Origin of the sequence: Ramlibacter tataouinensis (assembly GCF_001580455.1) — a bacterium.
Classification (GTDB): Bacteria; Pseudomonadota; Gammaproteobacteria; order Burkholderiales; family Burkholderiaceae_C; genus Ramlibacter; species Ramlibacter tataouinensis_B.
Window position 1 is genome coordinate 2,328,885 of the sequence record NZ_CP010951.1, and the last position, 24,397, is coordinate 2,353,281.

Consider the following 24,397-nt stretch of genomic DNA (forward strand, 5'->3'; position numbering starts at 1 on the left):
GGAACGGCCGAGGGTGATGGCGTCCGCGCCCTCTACAATTTCCGCATGCAGGACAAGTACATCCCTACCGAGGTCGAACGCTCGGCGCAGGCGCATTGGACCGCGCGCGATGCCTACCGCGTCACGGAAGACGCGCGCAGGAAGAAGTTCTACGCCTGCTCCATGCTGCCCTATCCCAGCGGCAAGCTGCATATGGGGCACGTGCGCAACTACACCATCAACGACATGCTCACGCGCTACCTGCGCATGAAGGGCTACAACGTCCTGATGCCCATGGGCTGGGACGCGTTCGGGCTGCCCGCCGAGAACGCGGCCATGAAGAACGGCGTGCCGCCGGCGCAGTGGACCTACGACAACATCGCCTACATGAAGAAGCAGATGCAGGCGATGGGGCTGGCGATCGACTGGTCGCGCGAGATCGCCACTTGCGACCCCAGTTACTACAAGTGGAACCAGTGGCTGTTCCTGAAGATGCTGGAAAAGGGCGTTGCCTACCGCAAGACCCAGGTGGTGAACTGGGACCCGGTCGACCAGACGGTGCTGGCCAACGAGCAGGTGATCGACGGCAAGGGCTGGCGCACCGGCGCGGTGGTCGAGAAGCGCGAGATCCCGGGCTACTACCTGAAGATCACCGACTACGCCGAGGAACTGCTGGAGCACGTCGAGCACCGGCTGCCCGGCTGGCCCGAACGCGTCAAGCTGATGCAGGAGAACTGGATCGGCAAGAGCGAGGGCGTGCGCTTCGCCTTCCCGCACGACATTCGCGACGAGCGTGGCGAATTGATCGGCGGCGGCCGCATGTACGTGTTCACCACCCGCGCCGACACCATCATGGGCGTGACCTTCTGCGCGGTGGCGCCCGAGCATCCGCTGGCGCTGCACGCGGCCCGGTCCAATCCGAAGGTCGAGCAGTTCATCGAAGAGTGCAAGAAGGGCGGCACCACCGAGGCCGAACTCGCGCTGCGCGAAAAGGAGGGCGTGCCCACGGGACTGCAGGTGCAGCATCCGCTCACCGACGAACCGGTGGAGCTCTGGGTCGGCAACTACGTGCTCATGGGCTATGGCGATGGCGCCGTGATGGGCGTGCCCGGGCACGACGAGCGCGACTTCGCCTTCGCCCTGAAGTACGGCCTGACGATCCTCGAGGTGGTGCACGTGGACGGCGAGCGCTACGACTACAAGCACTGGCAGGACTGGTACGCCGACAAGGCGCGCGGCGTCACCATCAACTCCGACATCTTCAGCGGCTTCGGCTACCAGGACGCGGTCAACGCGGTGGCGCATGCGCTGCAGCAGAAGGGCCTGGGCGAGAAGAAGACCACCTGGCGCTTGCGCGACTGGGGCGTCAGCCGCCAGCGCTACTGGGGTACGCCGATCCCGATCATCCACTGCGAGGTGCATGGCGCGGTGCCGGTGCCGGAGACCGACCTGCCGGTGATCCTGCCGCAGGACTGCGTGCCTGACGGCAGCGGCAACCCGCTGGCCAAGCGCGAGGACTTCCTGGCCTGCAACTGCCCGGTGTGCGGCAAGCCCGCGCGCCGCGAGACCGACACCATGGACACCTTCGTGGATTCGGCCTGGTATTTCATGCGCTATTGCGACCCGAAGAACGAGCAGGCCATGGTGGCCGAGGGCGCGCAGTACTGGATGCCGATGGACCAGTACATCGGCGGCATCGAACACGCCATCCTGCACCTGCTGTACGCGCGCTTCTGGACCAAGGTGATGCGCGACCTGGGGCTGGTGAATGTGGACGAGCCCTTCACCCGGCTGCTCACCCAGGGCATGGTGCTCAACGAGGCCTTCGTGCGCACCGGCGAGAAGGCCGGCAAGCACTACTACTGGGCGCACGAGCTGGACATCGTGCGCGACGAGCACGCCAAGGTGATCTCCGCCGTGGCCAGGGCCGACGGCCTGCCGGTGACCTACGAGGGCTGGACCACCATGTCCAAGTCCAAGAACAACGGTGTCGATCCGCAGGACCTGATCGAGAAGTACGGCGCCGACACCGCGCGCCTGTACACCATGTTCACGGCGCCGCCCGAGGCCACGCTGGAGTGGAACGACGCCGCGCTGGAAGGCTCCTACCGCTTCCTGCGCCGCGTCTGGGCCTTCGGCAACAAGCTGGGAGCCGGCAGCGCCGCGCCGGCGGCTTCCGCCCTGGGCCCGCAAAGCAAGGCGCTGCGCCGCGAGATCCACACCGTGCTGCGGCAGGTCGATTACGACTACCAGCGCATGCAGTACAACACGGTGGTCTCCGGCGCGATGAAGCTGCTCAACGCCCTGGAGGACTTCAAGGGCGCGGCCGAGGCCAGTTCGGACGCTGCGGTTCGCGAGGGCTTCGGCGTGCTGCTGCGCGTGCTGTACCCGGTCACCCCGCACATCGCGCACGAGTTGTGGCAGGCCCTGGGCTACGGCGGGCGCATGGGCGAACTGCTGGACGCGCCCTGGCCGCATGTCGACGAGGAGGCGCTGATCCAGGACGAGATCGAGCTGGTGCTGCAGGTGAACGGCAAGCACCGCGGCTCGGTGCGCGTGCCGGCCGGCGCCAGCCGGCAGGAAATCGAGGCCGTGGCGGTGCAGCACGAGGCGGTCGAGCAGTTCGGCGGCGGCGCGCCGGTCCGCAAGGTCATCGTGGTGCCCGGTCGCCTGGTCAACGTCGTGGTCTGACCCCGATATGAAAGCCCCCACGCTCGTCACTTCGTGTACTTCGCTGCCCCCCGAGGGGGCTGCCATGCCTAGGGGCGGCCCGTCGGCATGGCGTCGCCGCACCCTCCTGCTCGCCTCGTCCGCCCTGGCCCTGGCCGGCTGCGGATTCCAGCTGCGGCAGGCCCCGAGCTTTGCCTTTTCCACGATCTACATCGGGGCCGCCCCGGGCTCTTCGCTCGGCAACGAGCTCAAGCGCAGCATCGCGTCCAATGAGTCGGTGAAGGTGGTGAGCGCGCCCACGCCCGAATTGGCCCAGGTGATCCTCGACATCACGGCGGACCAGCGGGAGAAGGTCGTGGTCGGCCTCAGCGCCGCCGGCCAGGTGCGCGAATTCCAGCTGCGCACGCGCATGCGCTTCAAGCTGCGCACGCCGCAGGGCAAGGAACTGATCCCGGAGACCGAACTGCTGCAGCAGCGGGACATCAGCTACAACGAATCCGCCGCACTGGCCAAGGAAGCCGAAGAGGGGCTGCTGTACCGCGACATGCAGACCGACCTCGTGCAGCAGTTGATGCGGCGGCTGGCCGCCGTCAAGTCGATCTAGGACCCGGCGTTCAGTGCAACTGGACCGCGCCGACCTGAAGCTGCTGGAGCTGCTCCAGCGCGACGGCCGCGCGACGGTGCAGGCACTGTCGGAAGCGATCAACCTGTCGGCGCGCGCCACCCTGAACCGGGTGCGCAAGCTGGAGGCCGCCGGCGTGATCCAAAGCTACCGGGCCATGCTGCAGCGCGCGGCGCTGGGCGAGCAGGTGGTCGTGTTTGCCGAGATCGCCCTGAAGGACCAGCGGCAAGCCGTGGTGCAGCGCTTCGAGCGGCGCATGGCCGCGACGCCCGAGGTGGTCGGCTGCTGGGTGGTGAGCGGGCGCTACGACTACCTGGTCCGCATCGCCTGCCCCCACCTGGCCGATTACCACCGGCTGATCAACGCCTGGCTGGACGAAGCCGCGCTCGGTGTCGAGAAGATCGTCACCAACGTCGAACTGCAGACGATCAAGGAATTCCAGGGCTTCCCCGTGCCGAGGTAGCGCTTCGGCAGGCGGACTTCCGATTCGGAAGTCCGTGAACCCGGCCTCGGCCGTTCCCGCCGCGGCGGCCCCGCCGAATCACGCCAGCGGCAGCGCTACCAGGCCTAGAGTGGATGCTTGTCATCGGGAGCATCCATCATGAGCGCCAAGAGCCACGACACCCAGGATTTCATTCGCAAGGAAGACCGTTTCGGGGCGCGCAACTACGCGCCGCTGCCGGTGGTGGTGGAACGCGCGCGCGACTGCCTCGTGTGGGACGTGGAGGGCCGCGAGTACATCGACATGATGAGTGCGTATTCGGCAGTCAGCCACGGCCACCTGCACCCCCGGCTGGTCGCGGCGGCCAAGCGCCAGCTCGAGCGCGTGTCGCTGACCTCGCGCGCCTACCACAGCAACACCCTGGGGCCTTTCCTCGAAAAGCTGTGCCGGGTCTCGGGTTTCGAGCGCGCGCTGCCGATCAACACCGGCGCGGAAGCGGTGGAGACCGCGATCAAATGCGCGCGCCGCTGGGGCCACTGGCAAAAGGGCATCCCGGAGGGCGAGGCGGAAATCCTGGTGGCGCGCGGCAACTTCCACGGCCGCACCACCACCCTGGTCGGACTGTCGAGCGAGCCGGACTACCGCGCCGGCTTCGGTCCGTTCGCGCCCGGCTTCGTGCACTTCGACTACGGCGACATGGCCAGCGTGCGCGAGGCCACCAGCGCGAACACCTGCGCGGTGCTGGTCGAGCCGATCCAGGGCGAGGCCGGCGTGATCGTGCCGCCGCCGGGCTTCTTCGCGCAGCTGCGCGCCTGGTGCGACCGCAACGACATCCTGCTGATCATCGACGAGGTGCAAGCCGGGCTCGGCCGCACCGGGCGCTGGTTCGCCTTCGAGCACGAGGGCATCCGGCCAGACGGGCTGATCCTGGGCAAGGCGCTGGGCGGGGGCCTGCTGCCGGTCAGCGCCTTCCTCGCCGATGCCCGCGTGATGGACGTCTTCAACCCCGGCAGCCACGGCTCCACCTTCGGCGGCAATGCGCTGGGGGCGGCGGTGGCGCTGGAGGCGCTGAACGTGATCGAGGACGAGGACCTGGTGGCGCGCAGCGCGGTGCTCGGGGCGCACCTGCACCAGCGGCTTTCGGCCGTGATGCGCGAAAGCGGCGGCCTGATCCGCGAGGTGCGGGGCCGCGGCCTGTGGGTCGGCGTGGACATCGAGCCGAAACTGGCGCCGGCGCGCGACCTGGTCCTGCAGCTGGCGGCGCGCGGCGTGCTGTCCAAGGAAACGCACGAGACGGTGATCCGCTTCGCGCCGCCCCTGACGATCACCCGCAGCCTGATCGACGAGGCGGTGGAGCGCTTCCGCGAGATCGTGCGTACGAAGTGCCGCGAGCTCGGGCTGGACGTCCGCGAGCCGCGCGGCGAGAAGCTGGCCGCGTAGGCGCCGGCGCCGGGCCCCCCGGCGGGGCCGGGCGCCTGTTCACAGGCCCTAAACTCGGGCCATGCAGATAGCGGCCGCCCAATTGGCGCAGCACCTGGGCAAGGGCTTGCGTTCGCTCTACACCCTGTACGGCGACGAGCCGCTGCTGGTGCAGGAGGCGGCTGACGCGATCCGCGCCGCGGCGCGCGCCCAGGGCTACACCGAACGCACCGTGCACACCGTGGCCGGCGCGCACTTCGACTGGAGCGAGGTGCTGGCGGCGGGCGGCTCGCTCAGCCTGTTCGCCGAGCGGCAGATCGTCGAGATCCGCATCCCCTCGGGCAAGCCCGGCAAGGACGGCGGCGCTGCCCTGGCCCAGCTGGCCGAAGGCGCGCCGGGCAACGACAGCACGCTGACCCTGGTCACGCTGCCGCGGCTGGACCGGCAGACCAAAAGCGGCGCCTGGTTCACCGCGCTCGACAGCCATGGCGTGACCCTCTCGCTCGACCCGGTCGAGCGCGCCGCCCTGCCGCAATGGATCGCGCAGCGCCTGGCGCGCCAGGGTCAGCGCGTGGCCGCCGGCGACGAGGGCCAGCGCACGCTGCAGTTCTTCGCCGACCGGGTGGAAGGCAACCTGCTGGCAGCCCATCAGGAAATCCAGAAGCTGGCCCTGCTGTATGCGCCGGGCGAGCTGGGCTTCGACCAGGTCGAGGGCGCGGTGCTGAACGTCGCGCGCTACGACGTGTTCAAGCTGTCCGAGGCGGTGCTGGCCGGGCAGGCGGCGCGCGTGGCGCGCATGCTCGACGGGCTGAAGGCCGAAGGCGAAGCCGAGGTGCTGGTGCACTACACCCTGGCCGAGGACATCCGCGCCCTCAAGCGCGTGAAGGATGCGATGGCGGCCGGCCGGCCGCTGCCGGTGGCGCTGCGCGAACAGCGGGTGTGGGGCCTCAAGGAGCGCCTGTTCGAGCGCGTGCTGCCCCGCCTGTCGCCCGCCGCGCTCGACCAGCTGTTGCAGGCCGCGCACCAGGTGGACGGCATCGTCAAGGGCCTGAAGGCGCCGGGCTGGCCGGCCGACGGCTGGCAGGCGCTGCACCGGCTGGCCATGGCGCTGTGCCGGGAGTGCGCGGTCCAGCCCGCGCGATAATTGGCGCATGAACGCGCTCAATGTCGCCGAATACATGCAGACGCTGGGCCTGCAGGCACGCCAGGCGTCCGCCGCCATGGCGCGCGCCGAGGCCGCCACCCGCAACCAGGCGTTGCGCGCGCTGGCCGCGCTGCTGCGCGCCAGCACGGCGGACCTGCAGGCGGCCAACGCGCGCGACATCGATCGCGCGGTCGCGGCCGGCCTGGCGGCGCCCATGGTCGACCGGCTCAAGCTCACGCCCAAGGTGATCGAAACCGTGGCGCAGGGCTGCGAGCAGCTCGCGGCCATGGCCGACGTCATCGGTGACATCGTCGGCATGCGCCAGCAGCCCAGCGGCATCCGCGTCGGGCAGATGCGCGTGCCGATCGGCGTGTTCGGCATGATCTACGAGAGCCGGCCCAACGTCACGATCGAGGCCGCCAGCCTGTCGATCAAGAGCGGCAACGCCTGCATCCTGCGCGGCGGTTCGGAGGCGATCGATTCCAACAAGGCGCTGGCGCAGCTGGTGCGGCAGGCGCTGGCCTCGGCCGGCCTGCCGGCCGAGGCGGTGCAGCTGGTGCAGACCACCGACCGCGAGGCGGTCGGCCAGCTGATCGCCATGCCGGCGTTCGTGGATGTCATCATCCCGCGCGGCGGCAAGGGCCTGATCGAACGCATCAGCCGGGACGCCAAGGTGCCGGTGATCAAGCACCTGGACGGCAACTGCCATGTGTACGTCGACGCGCCCTGCGACCTCGAGATGGCGGTGAAGGTCACCGACAACGCCAAGACCCAGAAGTACAGCCCCTGCAACGCGATCGAGGGCCTGCTGGTGGCGCGCGCGGTCGCGCCGCAGTTCCTGCCCCGGATCGCCGCGGTGTTCGAGGCCAAGGGGGTCGAGATGCGCTGCGACGCCGACGCCCGCACGATCATCGGCGAGGCGCGCACCCGGGCGGCGACCGAGCAGGACTGGTCGGAGGAATACCTGGCGCCCATCATCAGCATCAAGGTGGTGGCCGGCCTGGACGAGGCGATTGCCCACATCAACCACTACGGCAGCCACCACACCGACGCCATCCTCACGCGCGACCACATGCACGCCCAGCGCTTCCTGCGCGAGGTCGACTCGGCCAGCGTGATGGTCAACACCAGCCCGCGCTTTGCCGACGGCTTCGAGTACGGGCTGGGCGCCGAAATCGGCATCAGCACCGACAAGTTCCACGCCCGCGGGCCGGTGGGCATCGAAGGGCTCACCTCGCTCAAGTGGGTGGTGCTCGGCAACGGCGAGTTGCGCAGCTGAGGGCAGGCGAGGGCCCGGCCGGGTCTTGCAGGGGCCGCAGCCGCCCCCAAATCCCTACAATCTTCTCAGCAAGAAAGCGCCAAGGGCCGCATGGTTCCGCATCTCATCACCGCCCTGACCGGGCCCATCAACGAGCTCGAGCAACGCGTGCTCGAGTCCATGCCGGCGATCGAGCGCTGGTTCCGGCTCGAGTGGATGGAGCACACGCCGCCGTTCTACACCTCGGTGGACCTGCGCAACGCCGGCTTCAAGCTGGCGCCGGTCGACACCAACCTGTTCCCGGCGCGCTGGAGCAACCTGACACCGGAGATGCTGCCGCTGGCGGTGCAGTCGGCCATGGCGGCGATCGAGAAGATCTGCCCGGACGCCAAGAACCTGCTGGTCATTCCGGAAAACGACACCCGCAACACCTTCTACCTGGCCAACCTGGCCCAGCTCAAGCGCATCTTCCACATGGCCGGGCTGAACGTGCGCATCGGCTCGATCGACCCCGAGCTGAAGGAGCCGAAGACCTTCGAGGTTCCGGGGGGCGAGCGCGTCACGGTGGAGCCGGTGGTGCGCAGCCGCCGCCGCCTGGGCCTGAAGGACTTCGACCCCTGCACCATCCTGCTCAATAACGACCTGTCCTTGGGCGCGCCCGGCATCGTCGAGGACCTCCATGAGCAGTACCTGCTGCCGCCCCTGCACGCGGGCTGGTCGGTGCGGCGCAAGAGCAACCACTTCAAGAGCTACGAGGAAGTGGCCAAGCGCTTCGGCAAGATGCTGGGCATCGACCCCTGGCTGATCAATCCCATGTTCAACATGTGCGGCGAGGTCGACTTCAGCCAGGGCGAGGGCATGGAATGCCTGGCGACCAACGTCGACGCCCTGCTGACCAAGATCCGCAAGAAGTACAAGGAATACGGGATCAACGAGAAGCCCTTCGTGGTGGTGAAGGCGGACAACGGCACCTGCGGCATGGGCATCATGACCGTGCGCGACGTCCGCGACCTGGACGGGCTTTCGCGCAAAGCCAAGGACAAGATGAACGTGATCCAGGACGGGCAGGAGGTCCGCCAGGTGATCATCCAGGAAGGCGTGCTCACCAACGAGCGCATCAACGACGCCGTGGCCGAGCCGGTGGTCTACATGATGGATCGTTACGTGGTCGGGGGCTTCTACCGCGTCCATGCCGACCGCGGCACCGATGAGAATCTCAATGCCCCCGGCTCGGCCTTTGTGCCCCTGGCCTTCGCCGAGAGTACGCGCTTACCTCAGCCGGGCGAGAAACCCGGCGCCAGCGCGCCCAACCGCTTCTACATGTACGGCGTCATCGGGCGGCTGGCGATGCTGGCCGCCAGCTACGAGCTCGAGGCCACGGACCCCGAAGCCGAGGTGTACGATTAGCCGTTGCTGCGCTGCAACATGAGGCCGCGCCGGCGCGGTCTCAGCGGCGCACAATAGCGATCCCTACAGTCAGAACCCCGCCGGCCGTTGGGGGCCAAGCGGGGCCACAAGTGCAGAACTCGAAATCATCGCTTGCCGCGCTCACCCTGGGCGCCATCGGCGTCGTGTACGGCGACATCGGCACCAGCGTGCTGTATGCGATGAAGGCGGTGTTCGAGACCGGCCACATCTCGTTCGCGCCCGACAACGTGTATGGCGTGCTGTCCGTCCTGTTCTGGACGCTCACCGTCATCGTCTCCGTCAAGTACGTGGTGCTGGTGCTGCGGGCCGACAACAACGGCGAGGGCGGCCTGGTGGCGATGCTGGCGCTGGCCTCGCAGGCGGTGAAGGACAAGCCGAAGCTGCGCACCGTCCTGCTGGGCATCGGCATGTTCGGCACTTCGCTGTTCTATGGCGACGGCGTGATCACCCCGGCCATCTCGGTGCTGTCCGCGGTCGAAGGCCTGGAAGTGGTGTCGCCGCGCTTCAAGGAGTGGGTGATCCCGCTCACCCTCGTGGTGCTGTTCTGCCTGTTCGCGGTGCAAAAGCGCGGCACCGCCGGCATCGGCCGCTTCTTCGGGCCGATCACGCTGATCTGGTTCATCGCGATCGCGGCCCTGGGCGTGTCGCACATCGTGAACCACCCGGAGATCCTGCAGGCACTGAACCCCTGGCATGCCCTGCGCTTCATGGCGCGCCAGCCCGGCACCAGCTTCATCATCCTCGGCGCCGTCGTGCTGTGTGTGACCGGGGCCGAGGCGCTGTATGCGGACCTGGGCCACTTCGGCAAGCGGCCGATCCGCCTGGCCTGGTTCTCCGTCGTGATGCCGGCGCTGACGCTGAACTATTTCGGCCAGGGCGCGCTGCTGCTGGCCAACCCCGAGGCGGTCAAGAACCCCTTCTTCATGATGTCGCCCGAGTGGGCGCAACTGCCCATGGTGCTGCTGGCCACTGCCGCCACGGTGGTGGCCTCGCAGGCGCTGATCACCGGCGCGTTCAGCGTCACCAAGCAGGTGATCCAGCTTGGATACCTGCCGCGCCTGAACATCATGCACACCAGCGTGCGCGACACCGGCCAGATCTACATCCCGGCGGTGAACTGGGGCCTGTTCGCCGCCATCGTGCTGGCGGTGGTGCTGTTCCGCACGTCCACCGCCCTGGGCGCCGCCTACGGCATCGCCGTCACGCTGGACATGCTGATCACGACGGTGCTGACCTTCTTCGTGATCCGCTATGGCTGGAAGTACCCGCTGGCCCTGTGCATCGCGGCGACCGGCTGGTTCTTCGTCATCGACGTCACCTTCTTCGCCTCCAACATGCTCAAGCTGATCGACGGCGGCTGGTTCCCGCTGATGATCGGCGGCGCGATCTTCACCTTGATGACGACCTGGAAGCACGGCCGCCGCCTGCTGAACGACAAGCTGCGCGCCGACGCGATCCCGCTGCGGGAGTTCCTCGAAGCCGTGTTCGTCAACCCGCCCACCCGGGTCGAAGGCACCGCGGTCTTCCTCACCGCCGAACCGGGGACCGTGCCGAACGCGATGCTGCACAACCTCAAGCACAACAAGGTGCTGCATGAACACAACCTGTTCGTCACGGTGCGCAACCACGAGGTGCCCTGGATCGGCATCAACAAGCGCGCGGAGATCGAATCCCTGGGCCACAGCTGCTGGCAGGTGATCCTGCACTACGGGTTCAAGAACGACCCCGACGTGCCGCGCGCGCTGGAACAGATCCGCGGCCATGGCTGCGACATCGAGCGCATGACGACCAGCTACTTCCTGTCGCGCGACACGGTGATCCCGACCATCGGCAGCGGCATGGCGCCCTGGCGCGAAAAGCTGTTCGCGCAGATGCACCACAACGCCAGCGCCGCGGCCGACTTCCTGAACCTGCCGAACAACTCGGTGGTGGAGCTCGGCTCGAAAATCGAAATCTAGGTTCACTTGAAATTCGCTGGCGCGAATTTCAAGTGGCTTGATCAGTGTGAAGGGGCCCGGCAAAGCCGGTTCCCCTTCACAGGTGAGATCGGCTGCACGTTGTTTCGCCCGATCCGGTGCCGCTGCGCGGGGGGACGATTTGTGCAACAGTCGGGGTGAGGAAAGACCAGTTGCCCATGAATATCCTGTTTGTCGCCGATCCGCTGGAAGCCTTCAAGACCTACAAGGACACCACCTTCTCGATGATGCGCGAGGCGCAGCGCCGCGGCCACCGCGTGAGCGCCTGCGAGCCGCGCCACCTGGCCTGGGAGTCCGGCGGACAAGTGCGCGCGGCGGTGCGCGACATCGAACTCACCGGCGATGGGCACGCGTGGTTTCGCGAAACCGGCGCGCGTGATGCGGCGCTGCACGAATTCGACGCCGTGATCATGCGCAAGGACCCGCCGTTCGACAGCGAGTACTTCTACGCCACCCACCTGCTGGAGCAGGCCGAGCGCGAGGGCGCGCGGGTGTTCAACAAGCCGGCGGCGCTGCGCGACCACCCGGAAAAGCTCGCGGTGATGGAGTTCTCCCAGTTCACCGCGCCCACGCTGGTCACCCGCAGCGAAGAGGAGGTCAGGCGCTTCCACCAGCGGCACGGCGAGATCATCCTCAAGCCGCTGGACGGCATGGGCGGCATGGGCATCTTCCGGGTCGGCCCGGACGGGCTGAACCTGGGCTCCATCATCGAGACGCTGAACCGGCATGGCGCGACCACGATCATGGTGCAGCGCTTCGTGCCCGAGATCGCGCAGGGCGACAAGCGCGTGCTGGTGATCGGCGGCCAGCCGGTGCCGTTTTGCCTGGCGCGCATCCCGCAAGGCAGCGAGATCCGCGGCAACCTCGCCGCCGGCGGCAAGGGCGTGGCCCAGCCGATCTCGGCGCGCGACCGCGAGATCGCCGAGGCCATCGGCCCGGCGCTGGCGCAGCGCGGCCTGCTGCTGATCGGCCTGGACGTGATCGGCGACTGGCTCACCGAGATCAACGTCACCAGCCCGACCTGCTTCCAGGAAATCACCCAGCAGACCGGCTTCGACGTGCCGGCCATGTTCATCGACGCGCTCGAAGCGGCGATGGCGCGCTAGCGACTCAAGCCAGCGCCCGGCCGTCCGCGAACACCCGCAGCTCACCGGGCGCGAACGCGGTCCAGTCCTCGTTCACCGTCAGCGGCGAGGTGACGACCACCGCCACGCGGTCGTCGGGCGTGGTGTTGCGGGCGAAATTGACCGACAGGTCCTCGTCCTTGAGCTGCGCATGGGCGAAGGGATGCTTGCGTTCCACGAAGAACAGGCTGCTCGAGCAGTGCGCCCACAGCGCCTGCCCGTTGGATAGCAGGAAGTTGAAGGTGCCGTGGCGCGCGATCATCGGCGTGAGCTCGCGCAGCGTCAGCGTCAGCTCGCGCACGTCGGGCACACCCGCGTGCGACTTCGCCATCTCCTGCATCAGCCAGCAGAAGGCGCGCTCGCTGTCGGTCGCGCCGACCGGGTGGAAGGCCGCATGCAGCCGCGGATGGAAGTTCTCGAGGTTGCCGTTGTGCGCGAACACCCAGTAGCGGCCCCACAGCTCGCGCACGAAGGGGTGGCAGTTCTCCAGCGCGATCGCGCCCTGCGTGGCCTTGCGGATGTGCGCGATCACGTTGCGGCTCTTGATCGGGTAGCGGCGGATCAGGTCGGCGACCGGCGATTCGCTGCTGGGCTGGTGGTCGACGAAATGCCGCAGGCCGGCGCCTTCGAAGAAGGCGATGCCCCAGCCGTCGGTGTGATGGTCGGTGCGGCCGCCGCGCTGCGCGAACCCGGAGAAGCTGAACGTCACGTCCGTGGGCGTGTTGCAGTTCATCCCGAGCAGCTGGCACATGCGTTTATTCTGGCCTGTTTTCAGGCGGCCGGGCAGGTGGACGAAGCTGCCAGGCCGCGACCATGGCGAGGCCGCACAGGGCCGCCAGCAGCCAGAACGATTCGTGGAAGGCGGCGATGCGCGCGGGCCGGATCCCTGGATTGGACAGCAGGTCGCCGTGCGCCGCGATGCGCCATTCCAGCACGATGCCGCACAGGCTCACGCCGGTGGCGCCGCCCACCATGCGCAGGAAGTTGATCGTGCTCGATCCTTGCGCAATGAACTTCGGGTCCAGCGCGCGCATCGACCCGAGGTTGAGCGAGGGAAGGATGAAGCCCAGGCCGATGCGGCCGAGGATGGCCCACACCACCAGCAGCACGATGGGATGCGTGGCGGGCACGGTGAACATCAGCGCGAACGATGCCGCGAGCAGGGCCAGGCCGGTGGTCACCAGCACGTGCGTGGGATACCGGTCGGCCAGGCGGCCGACGACCGCGATCGTCAGCGCGAGCACCAGGCCGGCAGGCATCAGGATCGCGCCGACGTAGGACGCCGACAGCTGCAGCCCCAGCTGCATGAAGACGGGCAGCAGGTAGGTCGAGCCGAACAGGGCCGTGCCGTAGATGAAGGCCACCAGGCTGCCGAGCGCGAAGTTGCGGTAGCCGAACAGGCGGAGGTCCATCAGCGGCTCGCCCCCGGTCGCGATCAGGCGCCGCTGCCAGGCCACGAATGCCACGAGCGCGAACGCCGCCCCGGCGAGCAGGGGCCAGGCCAGCGCGCCGCCGCGATGCAGCTCGATGAGACCGTTGAGCAGGCAGAGTGTTCCTGCGGTGCCGATCACCAGGCCCAGCCAGTCGAGTTTCTTGCCACGGCCCGCCGCGATGCCGCCGGGCGCGGTGTCGGGCACGAAGGTGAACGCCAGCCAGATCGACGCCAGGCAGAACGGCACGACCATGAAGAAGATCGATCGCCAGCCGAACCAGTCGACCAGCACGCCGCCGATGCTCGGGCCGATCGCCGGCGCCAGCACCACCCCCATGCCGAAGATGCCGTTGGCGCGGCCCTGCTCATGCGGCTCGAAGGCGCGCAAGATGATGATGGCAGGGATCGGCTGGACGGCGCCGGCGGCAAGTCCCTCGGCCACGCGCGCGGCCAGCACCAGCGAGAAGAAGCCGGCCAGGCCGCCGACGATGCCGCCGGCTGCCAGCAGCAGCATGGTGCCCACATAGAGGCGGCGATAGCCGAACCGGCCGAGCAGCCACGGCGTGGCCAACATCGAGACGGTGGTCGCCACCATGAAGCCCGAACTCACCCATTGCGCCGCCTCCTGTCCTAGCGTGAACTCGTGGCTCATCCCCGGGATCGCCACGTTCACGATGGTCGACGACATGATCGATGCCATCGTGCCGACCATGACGGAGAGCAGCAGCAGCCAGCGATAGCGCGGCCCCCAGCGGGCGGTGAGTTCGGCGACGGTCGCCGACCCGCTCAACGCGGCCTCGCGCAGGCGGGACAGATGCAGGCCAGCCGCTGGGCTTCGGCCGGCACGCGCGCCAGCAGCCCGGTGCTGAAGTCGACCTGCGTGCACCAGCACGGCGGCTGCTTCTCGCCCGTCAGGCGCTCGACTTCCATGGCGCATCGATTGAGCTGCCCGCAAAGGGGGCAGCGGCTGGGATCGAGCTCGGGCACGGCGCTCACCCGGCCAGTTTATCCGGCAGGCGCAGCGTCGCGGCGAGGTGCTGGTAGGTCGCCGCGATGCGGCGCAGGTGGCGCGACTCGGGATGCGCCAGCAGCCACAGCTGCGATTCGCAGGATTCCAGCGGCGGCGACAGCGCGACCAGCTCGCGCTGGTTCGCCAGCATGAACAGCGGCACGATCCCGATCCCCAGCCCGGCGCCGATCGCGTCGACCACGCCGACGATGCCGTCAACCAGCAGCGCCGGCGCGAGCCGGGGCCATTGCTTGCGGCGCCAGCGCACGGATGGATGCTCGGGCATCGCGTCGTCGGGCGCGATCCACGCCAGGGCGTCGAAAGCCTTGCGGCGTTGCGACGCGGGCATGGAGCGCGCCGCGCAGATCGCGAAGCGGATCGTCCCGATGTTGCGGCCGACCAGGTGGCCGGGCGGCTTGGGTGTTGCGCGCAGGGCGATGTCCGCGTCGCGCCGCGTCAGGCTCATCAGTTCATTGGTCGAGGTGACCTCGAGCTGCAGGCGCGGGTGTTCGGCAGCCAGCGGCCGGAGCGCGGGCAGCACCAGCCCGCGCAGCACCGAGTCGGTGGTGGTGATCCGCACGCGGCCGGCCAGCTCGCGCTGCGAGCCGGCGGCGGCGGCGCGCGCGGCCTCCAGCTCGCTTTCGATGCGTTCGGCATGGCGCGCGATCTCGAGCATGGTGTCGCTGGCGAGATAGCCGCCGCGGCTGCGTTCGAACAAGCGCTGCCCCAGATTTTTCTCGACACGTTGCACGGTGCGAAACACCGTCGAGGCGTCGGCCTGCAGGCGCGCGGCAGCTTCGGCGAGCGTGCCGGCACGGGCGAGCGCCAGCAGGGCCTCGAGGTCGGCGGCCGTCAGCCGGTATTGCGCTTGTGCAATCAAAGATTTCATCGCTGCTTATTTTCTTTGCGATGACGCAATCCTACAGTCCGGGCCTTCCATCCACCCGAACGAAAGGAATCCCCATGAAGCTGTACTACACCCCCGGCTATTGCTCGCTCGCCGTGCACATCGCGCTGCGCGAGGCGGGCGCCGAGTTCGCGCTGGAAAAGGTCGACACCGCCTCGCCCGAATTCCGCGCGATCAACCCGCGCGGCTACGTCCCGGTGCTGGAACTGGACGACGGCAGCCGCCACACCGAAGCGGCCGCGTTGCTGCAGTACGTCGGCGACCTCGCGCCGGGCAAGGGGCTGATGCCGGCCGCCGGCAGCCGCGCGCGCTTCGAGGCGCTGCAGTGGCTGACCTTCATCTCGAGCGAGCTGCACAAGCAGTTCAGCCCCTGGCTGTTCCACAAGGAGACGGCCGACACGACCCGCAAGGCAGTGCAGGACAAGATCGCCGCCCGCCTGGCCGAGCTCGATGCCCGGCTGGCACGCCGCGAGTGGCTGTTGGGCGGCACTTTCAGCGTCGCCGACGCCTACCTGTTCGCGATCGTGAACTGGGCGCCCTGGGTCGGCTTGAGCCTGAAGGCCTATCCCGCCCTGGCGGCGTACATGGACCGCGTGCGTTCGCGCAGCCAGGTGCGCGCGGCGCTCGAAGCCGAAGGCCTGAAGTGACGCGGCGGCGCCCGCCCGCCGCGATGCGCGCGATCGCCTGAGGTTCAGGCGGCCAGCGGCTCGCTGCGCTCCTGCACCAGCGCCTCCAGCGCCTGCTGCACCACCTCGCCGGAGTCGACCGGCCGCACCATGCGATTGATCACCAGCTGCTGCAGGCTGCGCTTGGTCATCGAGTGGGGCTGTCCGCCATGGCTCACGAACATGAACAGGGTGCGCTTGGCACTGGCCCAGGTGAGCTGCGCGCGACGCCAGCGCTGCTTGCTGAACAGGTCGACCCAGGAGCCTTCCTGCAGCGCGCCGATCAGCGCATCGGCCTGCTCCGGCGCCAGCGCGACCCCGGCCACCGTCCTGACCGGGATGACCCCGGCGACCCCGGCAGCGCCGCGGGCCCCGCCGGCGGCCACCGGCGCCGCCGTCGGGGCCGCGGTCGCCATCGGCGCCGGCACCGAAGGCGGCTCCAGGTCGGCGTAGTCGCTGGGCATCGTGTCTTCGAAGCCGAACTCGCGCAATTCGCCTTCGTCCAGCCACAGGTCTTCGCCGGCCTGCGGCTTCTGGGCGGGGGCGGGGCGCAGGTCGTCGTCGATCGGCACGACGGCCGAGTCCAGGTCGAACGCCTGCTTCCGGTGCCGGGCGCGCAGCTTGAGGACCGGCCGGTGCAGGCGCTCGAGCGCCTGGAAGAACACCTGCGTCTGCGAGGGCGCATGGCCCAGCAGGTCGAGGCCGGCACGCAGCTTGACCAGCACGCGCGGGATCACGTCGAAGGCGCGCGCCGGGTCGCGCAGCGTCTGCTCGCGCTTGACGCTCCACAGCAGGTCGGCGATGACGCCGATGTAGCCGCCCGGGTCGATCGCCGACTTCTGGTTGTGCAGCCGCGCGTGCGCGATCACCAGGGCCCAGGGGCCGAACACGAACTCCTGCACCACGGCGGGGGTGCCGTCCAGGTCGCTGCGCTGGCTCAGGTCCCAGGCGATCTGGTCGGCCTCGGCCTGGCGGCGCTCGGCGAACTGCACCGCTTCCACGACCTGGGCACGCCGGCGCTCCTCGTCCTGGTCGCGTTCCGCCCAGGCGCGCGCCAGGCCGGCCAGCGCCTCCTCGAAAGGCGCCGCATCCGGCACGTCGTCCAGCTGGTTGAGGCCGTTGAAGCGCTCCCGGACCCCTTCGAAAAACTCGCTGAACTCGGACGAGAACTCGTCGTTGTAGCGGAAGCTGCGCTGCGCCACGCCCTCCAGCAGGCGCCGCGCGGGGTTGTCCTCTTCGCCGAAGAAGCGCGGGGCGTTCAGGGCCAGCCGCGCCAGCGCGGGTTCGAGCGCCACGATGGCCTCGCGCACCGGCGCCAGCAGGCGCGGGTCCTGCGCCACCTGGTCGACCAGCTGGCGCACCAGGTCCAGGCCGATGACCTGCCCCATCTGCTGGGCCTGCTTGCGCAGGCGCGTGCGCACCAGGGAGCGCTGGCGCGGCGCGGCATAGTCGCCCCAGGCCTCGCGGCTGAGTGCCATCGCCGTGCCGACCTCGCGCACCGGCCGGTCCACCGCGGGCATGTGCTGGTACTGCCCCGCGACCCACGGCTCCTGCGACGCTTCGTCACCGCGCGCTTCGAGCGCGGCGATTTCCTCGTCGATCTGGCGGTAGTACGCCGGCGCGAGCGGCTCCTGGGCCTCGCGCGCCGGCCCGAACAGGAAGTCGCGCAGGGCCGGGCCGCCGATGCGCTGGCTGGCCAGCTCGATCCAGCTCGAGACGGCGGACCGCCCGCGGCCGTCGGCGCCGCCGCGCAGCGGCACCACGCCGGAACCGGTGGCCGCGGCCTCGGTGTTGCGCATCCCCAGGGGCGCCGCATTGGTCAGCACCCGGTAGTCCGCCTGCTGCACGTTGGCGCGCGCCAGTGCCTGGCAGCAGTTCTGGTAGAGCGTGCGCAGGTCGGCGGCGATCGGTTCGGCCATGTGCCGCATCCACAGCGCCGGGCGTCCCGGCTTGGGCGCCGGATCGTTCATCAGGCCGCGCAAGGCCTGGGCGATGACCTTGGGACGCAGTGGGTTCTGTTCGGGCTGGATGCCGTCCAGCCCGAGCGCGGAGCTCATGTAACGGTCGAGTTCGGCGAGCGCCTTGTCGACCAGGCTCTCCAGCTGCTGCGCCAGCCGCGAGGACTCGATCGACTCGGCGACCTGGTTGTCATCGACCAGGGTGAAGGTCAGCGTCGAGGGGTTGACCATCATGCGCGCGCGCGGCTCGCTGTCCTGCGACTCGGCGGCCTTGCGCAGCGCCCCGGCGAACGCCACGCGCCACTGCAGCCGCTGGTGCGCGAGCTCGAAGGAGGCCAGCGCCAGTTCCTGGCGCGTCGCGGCATCGGCCGAGCGGCGCGACTCTTCCTCGAGCGCCGTGCACGCCTGGTCTATCGCGTGCTCGACCAGGCGTGGCGAAAGTGCGACTGCTTCTTCTATGCAGCGAGCGACACTCGTGGGCCAACCGGGCATGATGTTCTTTCCTCCACCCGGCTGAGTGTACGCACTGCGCCGGCCGCCCGCTCAGCCATGGCGGCCACCTGTGGCTTTCTACGCAGTGCCGGCTTTGACTTTCAGGCGCCAGGCGTGCAGCAGCGGCTCGGTGTAGCCGCTGGGCTGCTCGCGGCCCTTGAAGACCAGGTCGCTGGCTGCCTTGAAGGCGGCGGAGCTGTCAAAGTGGCCGGCCATCGGCTTGTAGAGCGGATCGCCCGCGTTCTGCTGGTCCACCACCGCCGCCATCCGCCGCAGCGTCTCGGCGACCTGCTCCCGGGTGACCACGCCGTGGTACAGCCAGTTGGCGATGTGCTGGCTCGAGATGCGCAGCGTGGCACGGTCTTCCATCAGGCCGACGTTGTGGATGTCGGGCACCTTGGAGCAGCCCACCCCCTGGTCGATCCAGCGCACCACGTAGCCCAGGATGCCCTGGCAGTTGTTGTCCAGCTCCTGCTGGCGCTCCTCGGCCGACCACTTCGCCTGCGCCACCACCGGCACCTGCAGCAGGCCGGTCAGCAGGTTCTCGTGCTCGGCGTCGGCGTCGATCTTTTCCAGCTCCTTCTGCACTTCGGCGACGTTGACCTGGTGGTAGTGCAGCGCGTGCAGCGTGGCGGCGGTGGGCGAGGGCACCCAGGCGGTGTTGGCGCCGGCCTTGGGATGGACGATCTTCTGTTCCAGCATGGCCGCCATCAGGTCGGGCATGGCCCACATGCCCTTGCCGATCTGGGCGCGGCCGCGCAGCCCGCAGCCCAGGCCGACCAGCACGTTGCTGTGCTCGTAGGCCTGGATCCAGGTGCTGGACTTCATGTCGCCCTTGCGGAACATCGGGCCGGCGTACATCGCCGTGTGCATCTCGTCGCCGGTGCGGTCCAGGAAGCCGGTGTTGATGAAGGCCACGCGCTCGGCCGCCTGCGCGATGCAGGCCTTGAGGTTGACGCTGGTGCGGCGCTCCTCGTCCATGATGCCGAGCTTGACGGTGTGGGCCGGCAGGCCCAGCAGCTGCTCGACGCGGGTGAACAGCTCGCTGGCGAAGGCCACTTCCGCCGGCCCGTGCATCTTCGGCTTGACGATGTAGACCGAGCCGGTGCGCGAGTTGCGGATGCCGTTGGCGGCGCGGCCCAGGAGGTCGTGCATGGCGATCAGCGTGGTGATCACCGCGTCCATGATCCCTTCCGGAATCTCCTTGCCGCCGCCCCACAGGATCGCCGGGTTGCCCATCAGGTGGCCGACGTTGCGCACGAACAGCAGCGAGCGGCCGTGCAGCACCACTTCGCCGCCCATCGGCCCGTGGTAGCGGCGGTCGGGGTTGAGGCCGCGGGTGAAGGTCTTGCCGCCCTTGGCGACCTGCTCGGTGAGCGTGCCCTGCAGGATGCCCAGCCAGTTGCCGTAGGCCAGCACCTTGTCTTCGGCGTCGACCACGGCCACCGAGTCTTCCAGGTCGAGGATGGTGGACAGCGCCGCTTCCACCACCACGTCGCTGATGCCGGCGGCGTCGGCCGCGCCGATCGGGGTGCTGCGGTCGATGCGGATGTCGAGGTGCACGCCGTTGTGCAGCAGCAGGATGGACGAGGGCGAGGCGGCGTCACCCTGGTAGCCCACGAACTGGAAGGGGCTGCGCAGGCCGGTGGTCGAGCCGTCCTTCAGGTGCACCGACACATTGCCGCCCTCGGCGCGGTAGCCGGCGGCGTCCTTGTGCGAGCCATGCGCCAGCGGCGCGCACTGGTCGAGGATGTCGCGAGCGAAGGCGATCACCTTGGCGCCGCGCGCCGGGTTGTAGGCACGGCCCTTTTCGCAGCCGCCGGTTTCCGGGATCACGTCGGTGCCGTACAGCGCGTCGTACAGCGAGCCCCAGCGCGCGTTGGCCGCGTTCAGTGCGTAGCGGGCATTGAGGATCGGCACCACCAGCTGCGGCCCGGCCTGCACCGCCAGTTCGGCGTCCACGTTGGCCGTGGTGGCCTGCGCGCCTTCCGGCGGCGGCACCAGGTAGCCGATCTGCTCGAGGAAGGCGCGGTAGCCCGCCAGGTCGCGGATCGGGCCCGGGTTGGACTTGTGCCACACGTCCAGTTCCTTCTGCAGGCGGTCGCGCTCGGCCAGCAGGCCGGCGTTCTTGGGCGCCAGGTCCTTGACGATGGCGTCGAAGCCTTTCCAGAAGCGGGTGCTGTCGATGCCCGTGCCGGGCAGCGCCTTGTCTTCGATGAACCGGAACAGGTCGGTCGCCACTTCCAGGCCGTGAAGGCGGGTGCGTGCGGTCATGTGTCTCTCCTCGAGCGGAATCGGAAATTCAGGAATGCGAGCGCGCCGTGCGCCGGAGCGCCGGGGCGAGCCGGGTCGCCGCAACGCGGCAAGCCGCGCCCACCCGCCGGTTTCGCGCTGATTCCGCTACTGTATTGCACACTTGGAGGAACATTATGTGGCTCCGGGGCGCTTTATTGATGACCCTGGCGGAGGTAATCGGCCCCCGGAGCCCGGATGCCTAGAAGCCGAACACGCGCTTGGCGTTTTCGCCGCGGATCGCCCGCATGTGCCCCTGCGCCAGCGCCGCGGTGTTGGCGAACGCGCCCTTGGTGTCGTGCACCCAGTGCGGCCAGTCGGTGCCGAGCATCACGTGCTCGGGGCCGACCACCGAGATCAGGTACTGCAGCGCGCCCAGGTTGTAGGTGATGCTGTCGTAATAGATGTGGCGCAGGTAGTCGGTCGGCTTGCGCTTCATCTGCCGGCGCGAGGGCAGTTCCACCTCGTCGCCCTTCTCGAACCGGCCGACCAGGTAGGGCAGGGTGCCGCCGCCGTGCGAGGCGATGATCTTCAGCTTGGCATAGCGGTCGAAGAAGCCCTCGAAGATCATGCGCGTGATGGCCAGCGTGGTGTCGAACATGAAGCCCACCGACCAGCTCAGGTCGAACTTGGTCATGTCCATGGCGTCCACGCCGGGCGGGTCGGTCGGGTGCACCAGCACCGGCAGCCCGCGCCGGTCGATCTCGGCCCAGATCGGGTCGAACATCGGATCGGTGAGGCTGCGGCCGGCGACGTTGGCCAGCACCATCACGCCGACGGCGCCCTTGGCGCAGCTGCGCTCCAGTTCCTGGATCGCGCGCTGCGGATACTCCCAGGGCAGCGAGGCGAACCAGCGGATGCGGTCGGGAAAACGGGACTGCGCGTCGGCGACGTTGTCGTTGGCCTCTCGTGCCGCGGCGCAACTGACTTCCTCGCCCCCCCAGTAGACGTTGGGGCAGGTCAGCGAGACCACCGAGATGTCGATGCCGGCCTGGTCCATGTGCTGGATTCGCAAGTCCCAGTCGAAATGCCCCTTCTGCGGAAGGACCACCGGGGTGTCGCCGCGGAAGATTTCGTGCTGTCCGTCGGGGCGTGTCTTGATGTTGTACTGGCCGCCGTGCTGCTTCAACAGTTCGAGCCACTTCGTGGTGAACATATGGGTATGGACGTCGATGACGGTCATGGGGGACTGCTCCTGGGTTGATACTGTTGTGCTGGTGCTACCGGATGGTGGCGGCCCGCGCAAACGGCTAAATTTAGCTCGTTCACAGAAGGAGTCTCATGAAACGCCGACAATTTGCCGCCCTGGCCGCCAGCACCTTGGCGCTGCCCGCCGCTTTCGCGCAGGAGCGCACCATGAAGATCCTGGTGGGATTCCCGCCCGGCGGCTCCGCGGACGTGATCGCGCGCCTGCTGGCCGACAAGCTGCGCGTCTCGCTGGGCCAGAACGTGATCGTCGACAACAAGCCGGGCGCGGCCGGCCGCCTGGTGCTCGGCGAGCTCAAGCGGGCGCCGGCCGACGGCCAGACGCTGGTGCTCTCGCCCTCGGGCGCGCTGGTGATCGCCCCCTGGCTGTACAGCAACCTGGGCTATGACCCGGTCAAGGATTTCACGCCGGTCTCGCGCGTGTGCACCTTCGACTTCGCGGTGACGGCTGGCCCCGGCGCGCCCGCCGGCGACATCAAGGCGGTGCTGGCGTGGATGAAGGCCAACCCGTCCAAGGCCCAGTACGCAACCTCGGGCGCGGGCACCGTGCCGCACTTCGCCGGCCAGCTGCTGTCGCAGGCGGCCGGCGTGCCGATGACGCACGTGGCCTACCGCGGCGGCGCACCGGCCGCCCAGGACCTGATCGGCGGCCATGTGCCGCTGATGGTGGACACCGCCTCGGAGACCATCGAGCACCACAAGGCCGGCAAGGTGCGCATCCTCGCCGTGACCGGTGAGCAGCGCAACAAGGCGCTGCCGGACGTGCCGACGCTGAAGGAGGCCGGCATCAACATGTCCGCCGACGCCTTCTTCGGCCTGTACGGTCCGGCGGGGCTGCCGGCCGACGTGACCGCCCGCATCGACCGCGCCGTGGCCGAGGCGCTGAAGGCGCCCGAGGTGCAGGAGAAGGTCTACACCTTCGGCCTGGTGCCCAACCACGCGCCGTCAGCGGACCTGATGGCCACGCAGGTCGCGCACCTGAAGCGCTGGGAGCAGCCGATCAAGTCTTCTGGGTTCAAGGCAGAGTGATTCACTGAGAAATCGCTTGCGCGATTTCTCAGTGGTCTGATCGGTGTGAAGAGGACTGGCAAAGCCAGATCCTCTTCACAAAGGGAACCGCGCTGCGTGTTACTCCGCGCGGTTCTGGTGCCCCTGCGGGGGGTGCCAGAATTCACGCATGCCCGACTCTTCCCTGCCGCTGGCCGGCATCCGCGTCGTCGAATTCACGCACATGGTGATGGGGCCGACCTGCGGCCTGGTGCTGGCCGACCTGGGGGCCGAGGTGATCAAGGTCGAGCCGATCGCGGGCGACAGCACGCGCCGGCTGCTGGGGTCGGGAGCGGGTTTTTTTCCGCTGTTCAACCGCAACAAGAAGAGCATCGCCCTCGACTTGCAAAGCCCGGAAGGGCGGGAGGCGGCGCTGCGCCTGGTGGCTACCGCCGACGTGGTCAGCGAGAACTTCAAGCCCGGCACCATGGCCCGGCTGGGCCTCGACTACGCCTCGCTCGCCCGCCTGAACGAGCGCCTGGTGTACGTGAGCCACAAGGGCTTCCTGCCCGGGCCCTATGACCACCGCACGGCGCTCGACGAAGTGGTGCAGATGATGGGCGGCCTGGCCTACATGACCGGGCGCCCGGGCGATCCGCTGCGCGCCGGCGCCAGCGTCAACGACATCATGGGCGGCATGTTCGGCGCGCTGGGGGTGATGGCCGCCCTGATGCAGCGGGCCCAGACCGGGCGCGGCCAGGAAGTGCAGAGCGCCCTGTTCGAGAACAACGTGTTCCTGGTGGCGCAGCACATGATGCAGTTCGCCGTCACCGGCCAGCCGGCCGCGCCGATGCCGGGGCGCATCTCGGCCTGGGGCGTGTACGACGTCTTCACCGTCAGGGACGGCGGACAGATTTTCCTGGCGGTGGTCAGCGACACCCAGTGGGCGGTGTTCTGCGAGGCGTTCCGCTTCGACGACCTGCGCGCCGACCTGCGGCTGGCCAGCAACAACGACCGGGTGCAGGCGCGCGATTGGCTGATCCCGATGCTGCGCGAGCGGCTGGCCGGCCACACCGCCGCAGAACTGGGCGCGACCTTCGAGCGCCACGCGCTGCCCTTTGCGCCGATCGCGCGGCCGGAGGAGCTGTTCGAGGACCCGCACCTGGAAGCCACCGGCGGGCTCGCGCCGCTGACGCTGCCGGACGGGCGGCCCGCCCGGGTGCCGCTGCTGCCGCTGGTGCTGGGCGGGCAGCGGCCCGGTGTGCGCCTGTCGCCACCGCGCCTGGGGGAGCACACGGTGGAGCTGCTGGAAGCGCTGGCTTACACGCCCGCGCAGATCGGCGAGCTGCTGGCGCGCCGACGGGCCGTCGCCAGCGACCGCTGAGTC

19 protein-coding genes are annotated in these 24,397 nt (G+C 68.9%); 12 read left to right on the top strand and 7 right to left on the bottom strand.

The annotated features are described in order from the left end of the window. Window positions 1–45: 45 nt before the first annotated feature. The 9 genes from leuS to gshB all read left to right on the top strand — a co-directional run bounded on the left by leuS (window position 46) and on the right by gshB (window position 12,044). Window positions 46–2,670, top strand: coding sequence for a leucine--tRNA ligase (gene leuS / locus UC35_RS11270; protein WP_061499432.1), 2,625 nt, complete (start codon window positions 46–48; stop codon window positions 2,668–2,670). A gap of 64 nt (window positions 2,671–2,734) precedes the next feature. Further along, the gene (gene lptE / locus UC35_RS11275) at window positions 2,735–3,253 is read left to right on the top strand and encodes an LPS assembly lipoprotein LptE (RefSeq protein WP_061499434.1); all 519 of its coding nucleotides are present in this window, start codon (window positions 2,735–2,737) and stop codon (window positions 3,251–3,253) included. Window positions 3,254–3,266: 13 nt separating this feature from the next. Continuing rightward, a complete protein-coding gene (locus UC35_RS11280; protein WP_061499437.1) occupies window positions 3,267–3,734 on the top strand; it encodes an Lrp/AsnC family transcriptional regulator in 468 nt (155 codons plus the stop codon). A gap of 138 nt (window positions 3,735–3,872) precedes the next feature. Then, the gene (gene rocD, locus UC35_RS11285; protein WP_061499439.1) at window positions 3,873–5,153 is read left to right on the top strand and encodes an ornithine--oxo-acid transaminase; all 1,281 of its coding nucleotides are present in this window, start codon (window positions 3,873–3,875) and stop codon (window positions 5,151–5,153) included. A gap of 61 nt (window positions 5,154–5,214) precedes the next feature. Next, complete coding sequence (gene holA, locus UC35_RS11290; RefSeq protein WP_061499442.1) at window positions 5,215–6,276, top strand: DNA polymerase III subunit delta; 1,062 nt, start codon at window positions 5,215–5,217, stop codon at window positions 6,274–6,276. Between the two features lie 7 nt (window positions 6,277–6,283). Continuing rightward, window positions 6,284–7,555 (top strand): glutamate-5-semialdehyde dehydrogenase, encoded by a 1,272-nt coding sequence (locus UC35_RS11295; RefSeq protein WP_061499445.1) that lies wholly within the window; start codon window positions 6,284–6,286, stop codon window positions 7,553–7,555. A gap of 90 nt (window positions 7,556–7,645) precedes the next feature. Next, window positions 7,646–8,941 (top strand): glutamate--cysteine ligase, encoded by a 1,296-nt coding sequence (gene gshA / locus UC35_RS11300; protein WP_061499448.1) that lies wholly within the window; start codon window positions 7,646–7,648, stop codon window positions 8,939–8,941. A gap of 110 nt (window positions 8,942–9,051) precedes the next feature. After that, a complete protein-coding gene (locus UC35_RS11305) occupies window positions 9,052–10,920 on the top strand; it encodes a potassium transporter Kup (protein WP_061499450.1) in 1,869 nt (622 codons plus the stop codon). Window positions 10,921–11,096: 176 nt separating this feature from the next. After that, window positions 11,097–12,044 carry a glutathione synthase gene (gshB, locus tag UC35_RS11310; protein WP_061499453.1) on the top strand — a complete coding sequence of 316 codons (948 nt, stop codon included), beginning with the start codon at window positions 11,097–11,099 and terminating at the stop codon, window positions 12,042–12,044. Window positions 12,045–12,048: 4 nt separating this feature from the next. Here gshB and UC35_RS11315 read toward each other — a convergent pair whose 3' ends face one another. The 4 genes from UC35_RS11315 to UC35_RS11330 are packed head-to-tail and all read right to left on the bottom strand — an operon-like array spanning window position 12,049 to window position 15,392. Continuing rightward, window positions 12,049–12,813, bottom strand: coding sequence for a class II glutamine amidotransferase (locus tag UC35_RS11315; protein ID WP_061499469.1), 765 nt, complete (start codon window positions 12,811–12,813; stop codon window positions 12,049–12,051). A gap of 4 nt (window positions 12,814–12,817) precedes the next feature. After that, the gene (locus tag UC35_RS11320; RefSeq protein WP_227820526.1) at window positions 12,818–14,284 is read right to left on the bottom strand and encodes a DHA2 family efflux MFS transporter permease subunit; all 1,467 of its coding nucleotides are present in this window, start codon (window positions 14,282–14,284) and stop codon (window positions 12,818–12,820) included. Continuing rightward, the gene (locus UC35_RS24230; protein ID WP_061499472.1) at window positions 14,281–14,490 is read right to left on the bottom strand and encodes a cysteine-rich CWC family protein; all 210 of its coding nucleotides are present in this window, start codon (window positions 14,488–14,490) and stop codon (window positions 14,281–14,283) included. Before UC35_RS24230 ends, UC35_RS11320 begins: the two co-directional genes overlap by 4 nt. After that, window positions 14,487–15,392 (bottom strand): LysR family transcriptional regulator, encoded by a 906-nt coding sequence (locus UC35_RS11330; RefSeq protein ID WP_227820527.1) that lies wholly within the window; start codon window positions 15,390–15,392, stop codon window positions 14,487–14,489. The genes UC35_RS24230 and UC35_RS11330 overlap by 4 nt, the downstream gene beginning before the upstream one ends. A gap of 74 nt (window positions 15,393–15,466) precedes the next feature. On the opposite strand from UC35_RS11330, the gene gstA reads away from it, so the two are divergent. Beyond that, window positions 15,467–16,057 (top strand): glutathione transferase GstA, encoded by a 591-nt coding sequence (gstA, locus tag UC35_RS11335; protein WP_061499474.1) that lies wholly within the window; start codon window positions 15,467–15,469, stop codon window positions 16,055–16,057. A 44-nt stretch (window positions 16,058–16,101) separates the two neighbouring features. Here the strand turns inward: gstA and UC35_RS11340 are convergent, their stop codons facing one another. The 3 genes from UC35_RS11340 to UC35_RS11350 all read right to left on the bottom strand — a co-directional run bounded on the left by UC35_RS11340 (window position 16,102) and on the right by UC35_RS11350 (window position 22,000). Further along, window positions 16,102–18,525, bottom strand: a complete 2,424-nt coding sequence (locus UC35_RS11340; RefSeq protein ID WP_061499477.1) for a DUF1631 family protein — start codon at window positions 18,523–18,525, stop codon at window positions 16,102–16,104. 78 nt (window positions 18,526–18,603) lie between these two features. Continuing rightward, window positions 18,604–20,799, bottom strand: coding sequence for a malate synthase G (locus tag UC35_RS11345; RefSeq protein WP_061499481.1), 2,196 nt, complete (start codon window positions 20,797–20,799; stop codon window positions 18,604–18,606). A gap of 220 nt (window positions 20,800–21,019) precedes the next feature. Continuing rightward, window positions 21,020–22,000: an amidohydrolase family protein gene (locus UC35_RS11350; RefSeq protein ID WP_061499484.1), complete on the bottom strand. Its 981-nt coding sequence runs from the start codon at window positions 21,998–22,000 to the stop codon at window positions 21,020–21,022. Window positions 22,001–22,098: 98 nt separating this feature from the next. Here UC35_RS11350 and UC35_RS11355 point away from each other — a divergent pair, with 98 nt between their 5' ends. Together UC35_RS11355 and UC35_RS11360 are read left to right on the top strand one after the other, a co-directional pair. Further along, on the top strand, window positions 22,099–23,052 hold the full coding sequence (locus tag UC35_RS11355; protein ID WP_061499487.1) for a Bug family tripartite tricarboxylate transporter substrate binding protein: 954 nt from the start codon (window positions 22,099–22,101) through the stop codon (window positions 23,050–23,052). Window positions 23,053–23,200: 148 nt separating this feature from the next. Further along, window positions 23,201–24,394, top strand: coding sequence for a CaiB/BaiF CoA transferase family protein (locus tag UC35_RS11360; protein ID WP_061499490.1), 1,194 nt, complete (start codon window positions 23,201–23,203; stop codon window positions 24,392–24,394). Window positions 24,395–24,397 lie beyond the last annotated feature (3 nt).

Bases quoted from the DNA above. Each gene is read 5' to 3' on its own strand.
- rocD (WP_061499439.1), top strand. From the start codon at position 3,873: ATGAGCGCCAAGAGCCACGACACCCAGGATTTCATTCGCAAGGAAGAC.
- UC35_RS11345 (WP_061499481.1), bottom strand. From the start codon at position 20,799: ATGACCGCACGCACCCGCCTTCACGGCCTGGAAGTGGCGACCGACCTG.
- gshB (WP_061499453.1), top strand. From the start codon at position 11,097: ATGAATATCCTGTTTGTCGCCGATCCGCTGGAAGCCTTCAAGACCTAC.
- lptE (WP_061499434.1), top strand. From the start codon at position 2,735: ATGCCTAGGGGCGGCCCGTCGGCATGGCGTCGCCGCACCCTCCTGCTC.
- leuS (WP_061499432.1), top strand. From the start codon at position 46: ATGCAGGACAAGTACATCCCTACCGAGGTCGAACGCTCGGCGCAGGCG.
- holA (WP_061499442.1), top strand. From the start codon at position 5,215: ATGCAGATAGCGGCCGCCCAATTGGCGCAGCACCTGGGCAAGGGCTTG.
- UC35_RS11330 (WP_227820527.1), bottom strand. From the start codon at position 15,392: ATGAAATCTTTGATTGCACAAGCGCAATACCGGCTGACGGCCGCCGAC.
- UC35_RS11355 (WP_061499487.1), top strand. From the start codon at position 22,099: ATGAAACGCCGACAATTTGCCGCCCTGGCCGCCAGCACCTTGGCGCTG.
- gstA (WP_061499474.1), top strand. From the start codon at position 15,467: ATGAAGCTGTACTACACCCCCGGCTATTGCTCGCTCGCCGTGCACATC.
- UC35_RS11295 (WP_061499445.1), top strand. From the start codon at position 6,284: ATGAACGCGCTCAATGTCGCCGAATACATGCAGACGCTGGGCCTGCAG.
- UC35_RS11360 (WP_061499490.1), top strand. From the start codon at position 23,201: ATGCCCGACTCTTCCCTGCCGCTGGCCGGCATCCGCGTCGTCGAATTC.
- UC35_RS11315 (WP_061499469.1), bottom strand. From the start codon at position 12,813: ATGTGCCAGCTGCTCGGGATGAACTGCAACACGCCCACGGACGTGACG.
- UC35_RS11350 (WP_061499484.1), bottom strand. From the start codon at position 22,000: ATGACCGTCATCGACGTCCATACCCATATGTTCACCACGAAGTGGCTC.
- UC35_RS11340 (WP_061499477.1), bottom strand. From the start codon at position 18,525: ATGCCCGGTTGGCCCACGAGTGTCGCTCGCTGCATAGAAGAAGCAGTC.
- gshA (WP_061499448.1), top strand. From the start codon at position 7,646: ATGGTTCCGCATCTCATCACCGCCCTGACCGGGCCCATCAACGAGCTC.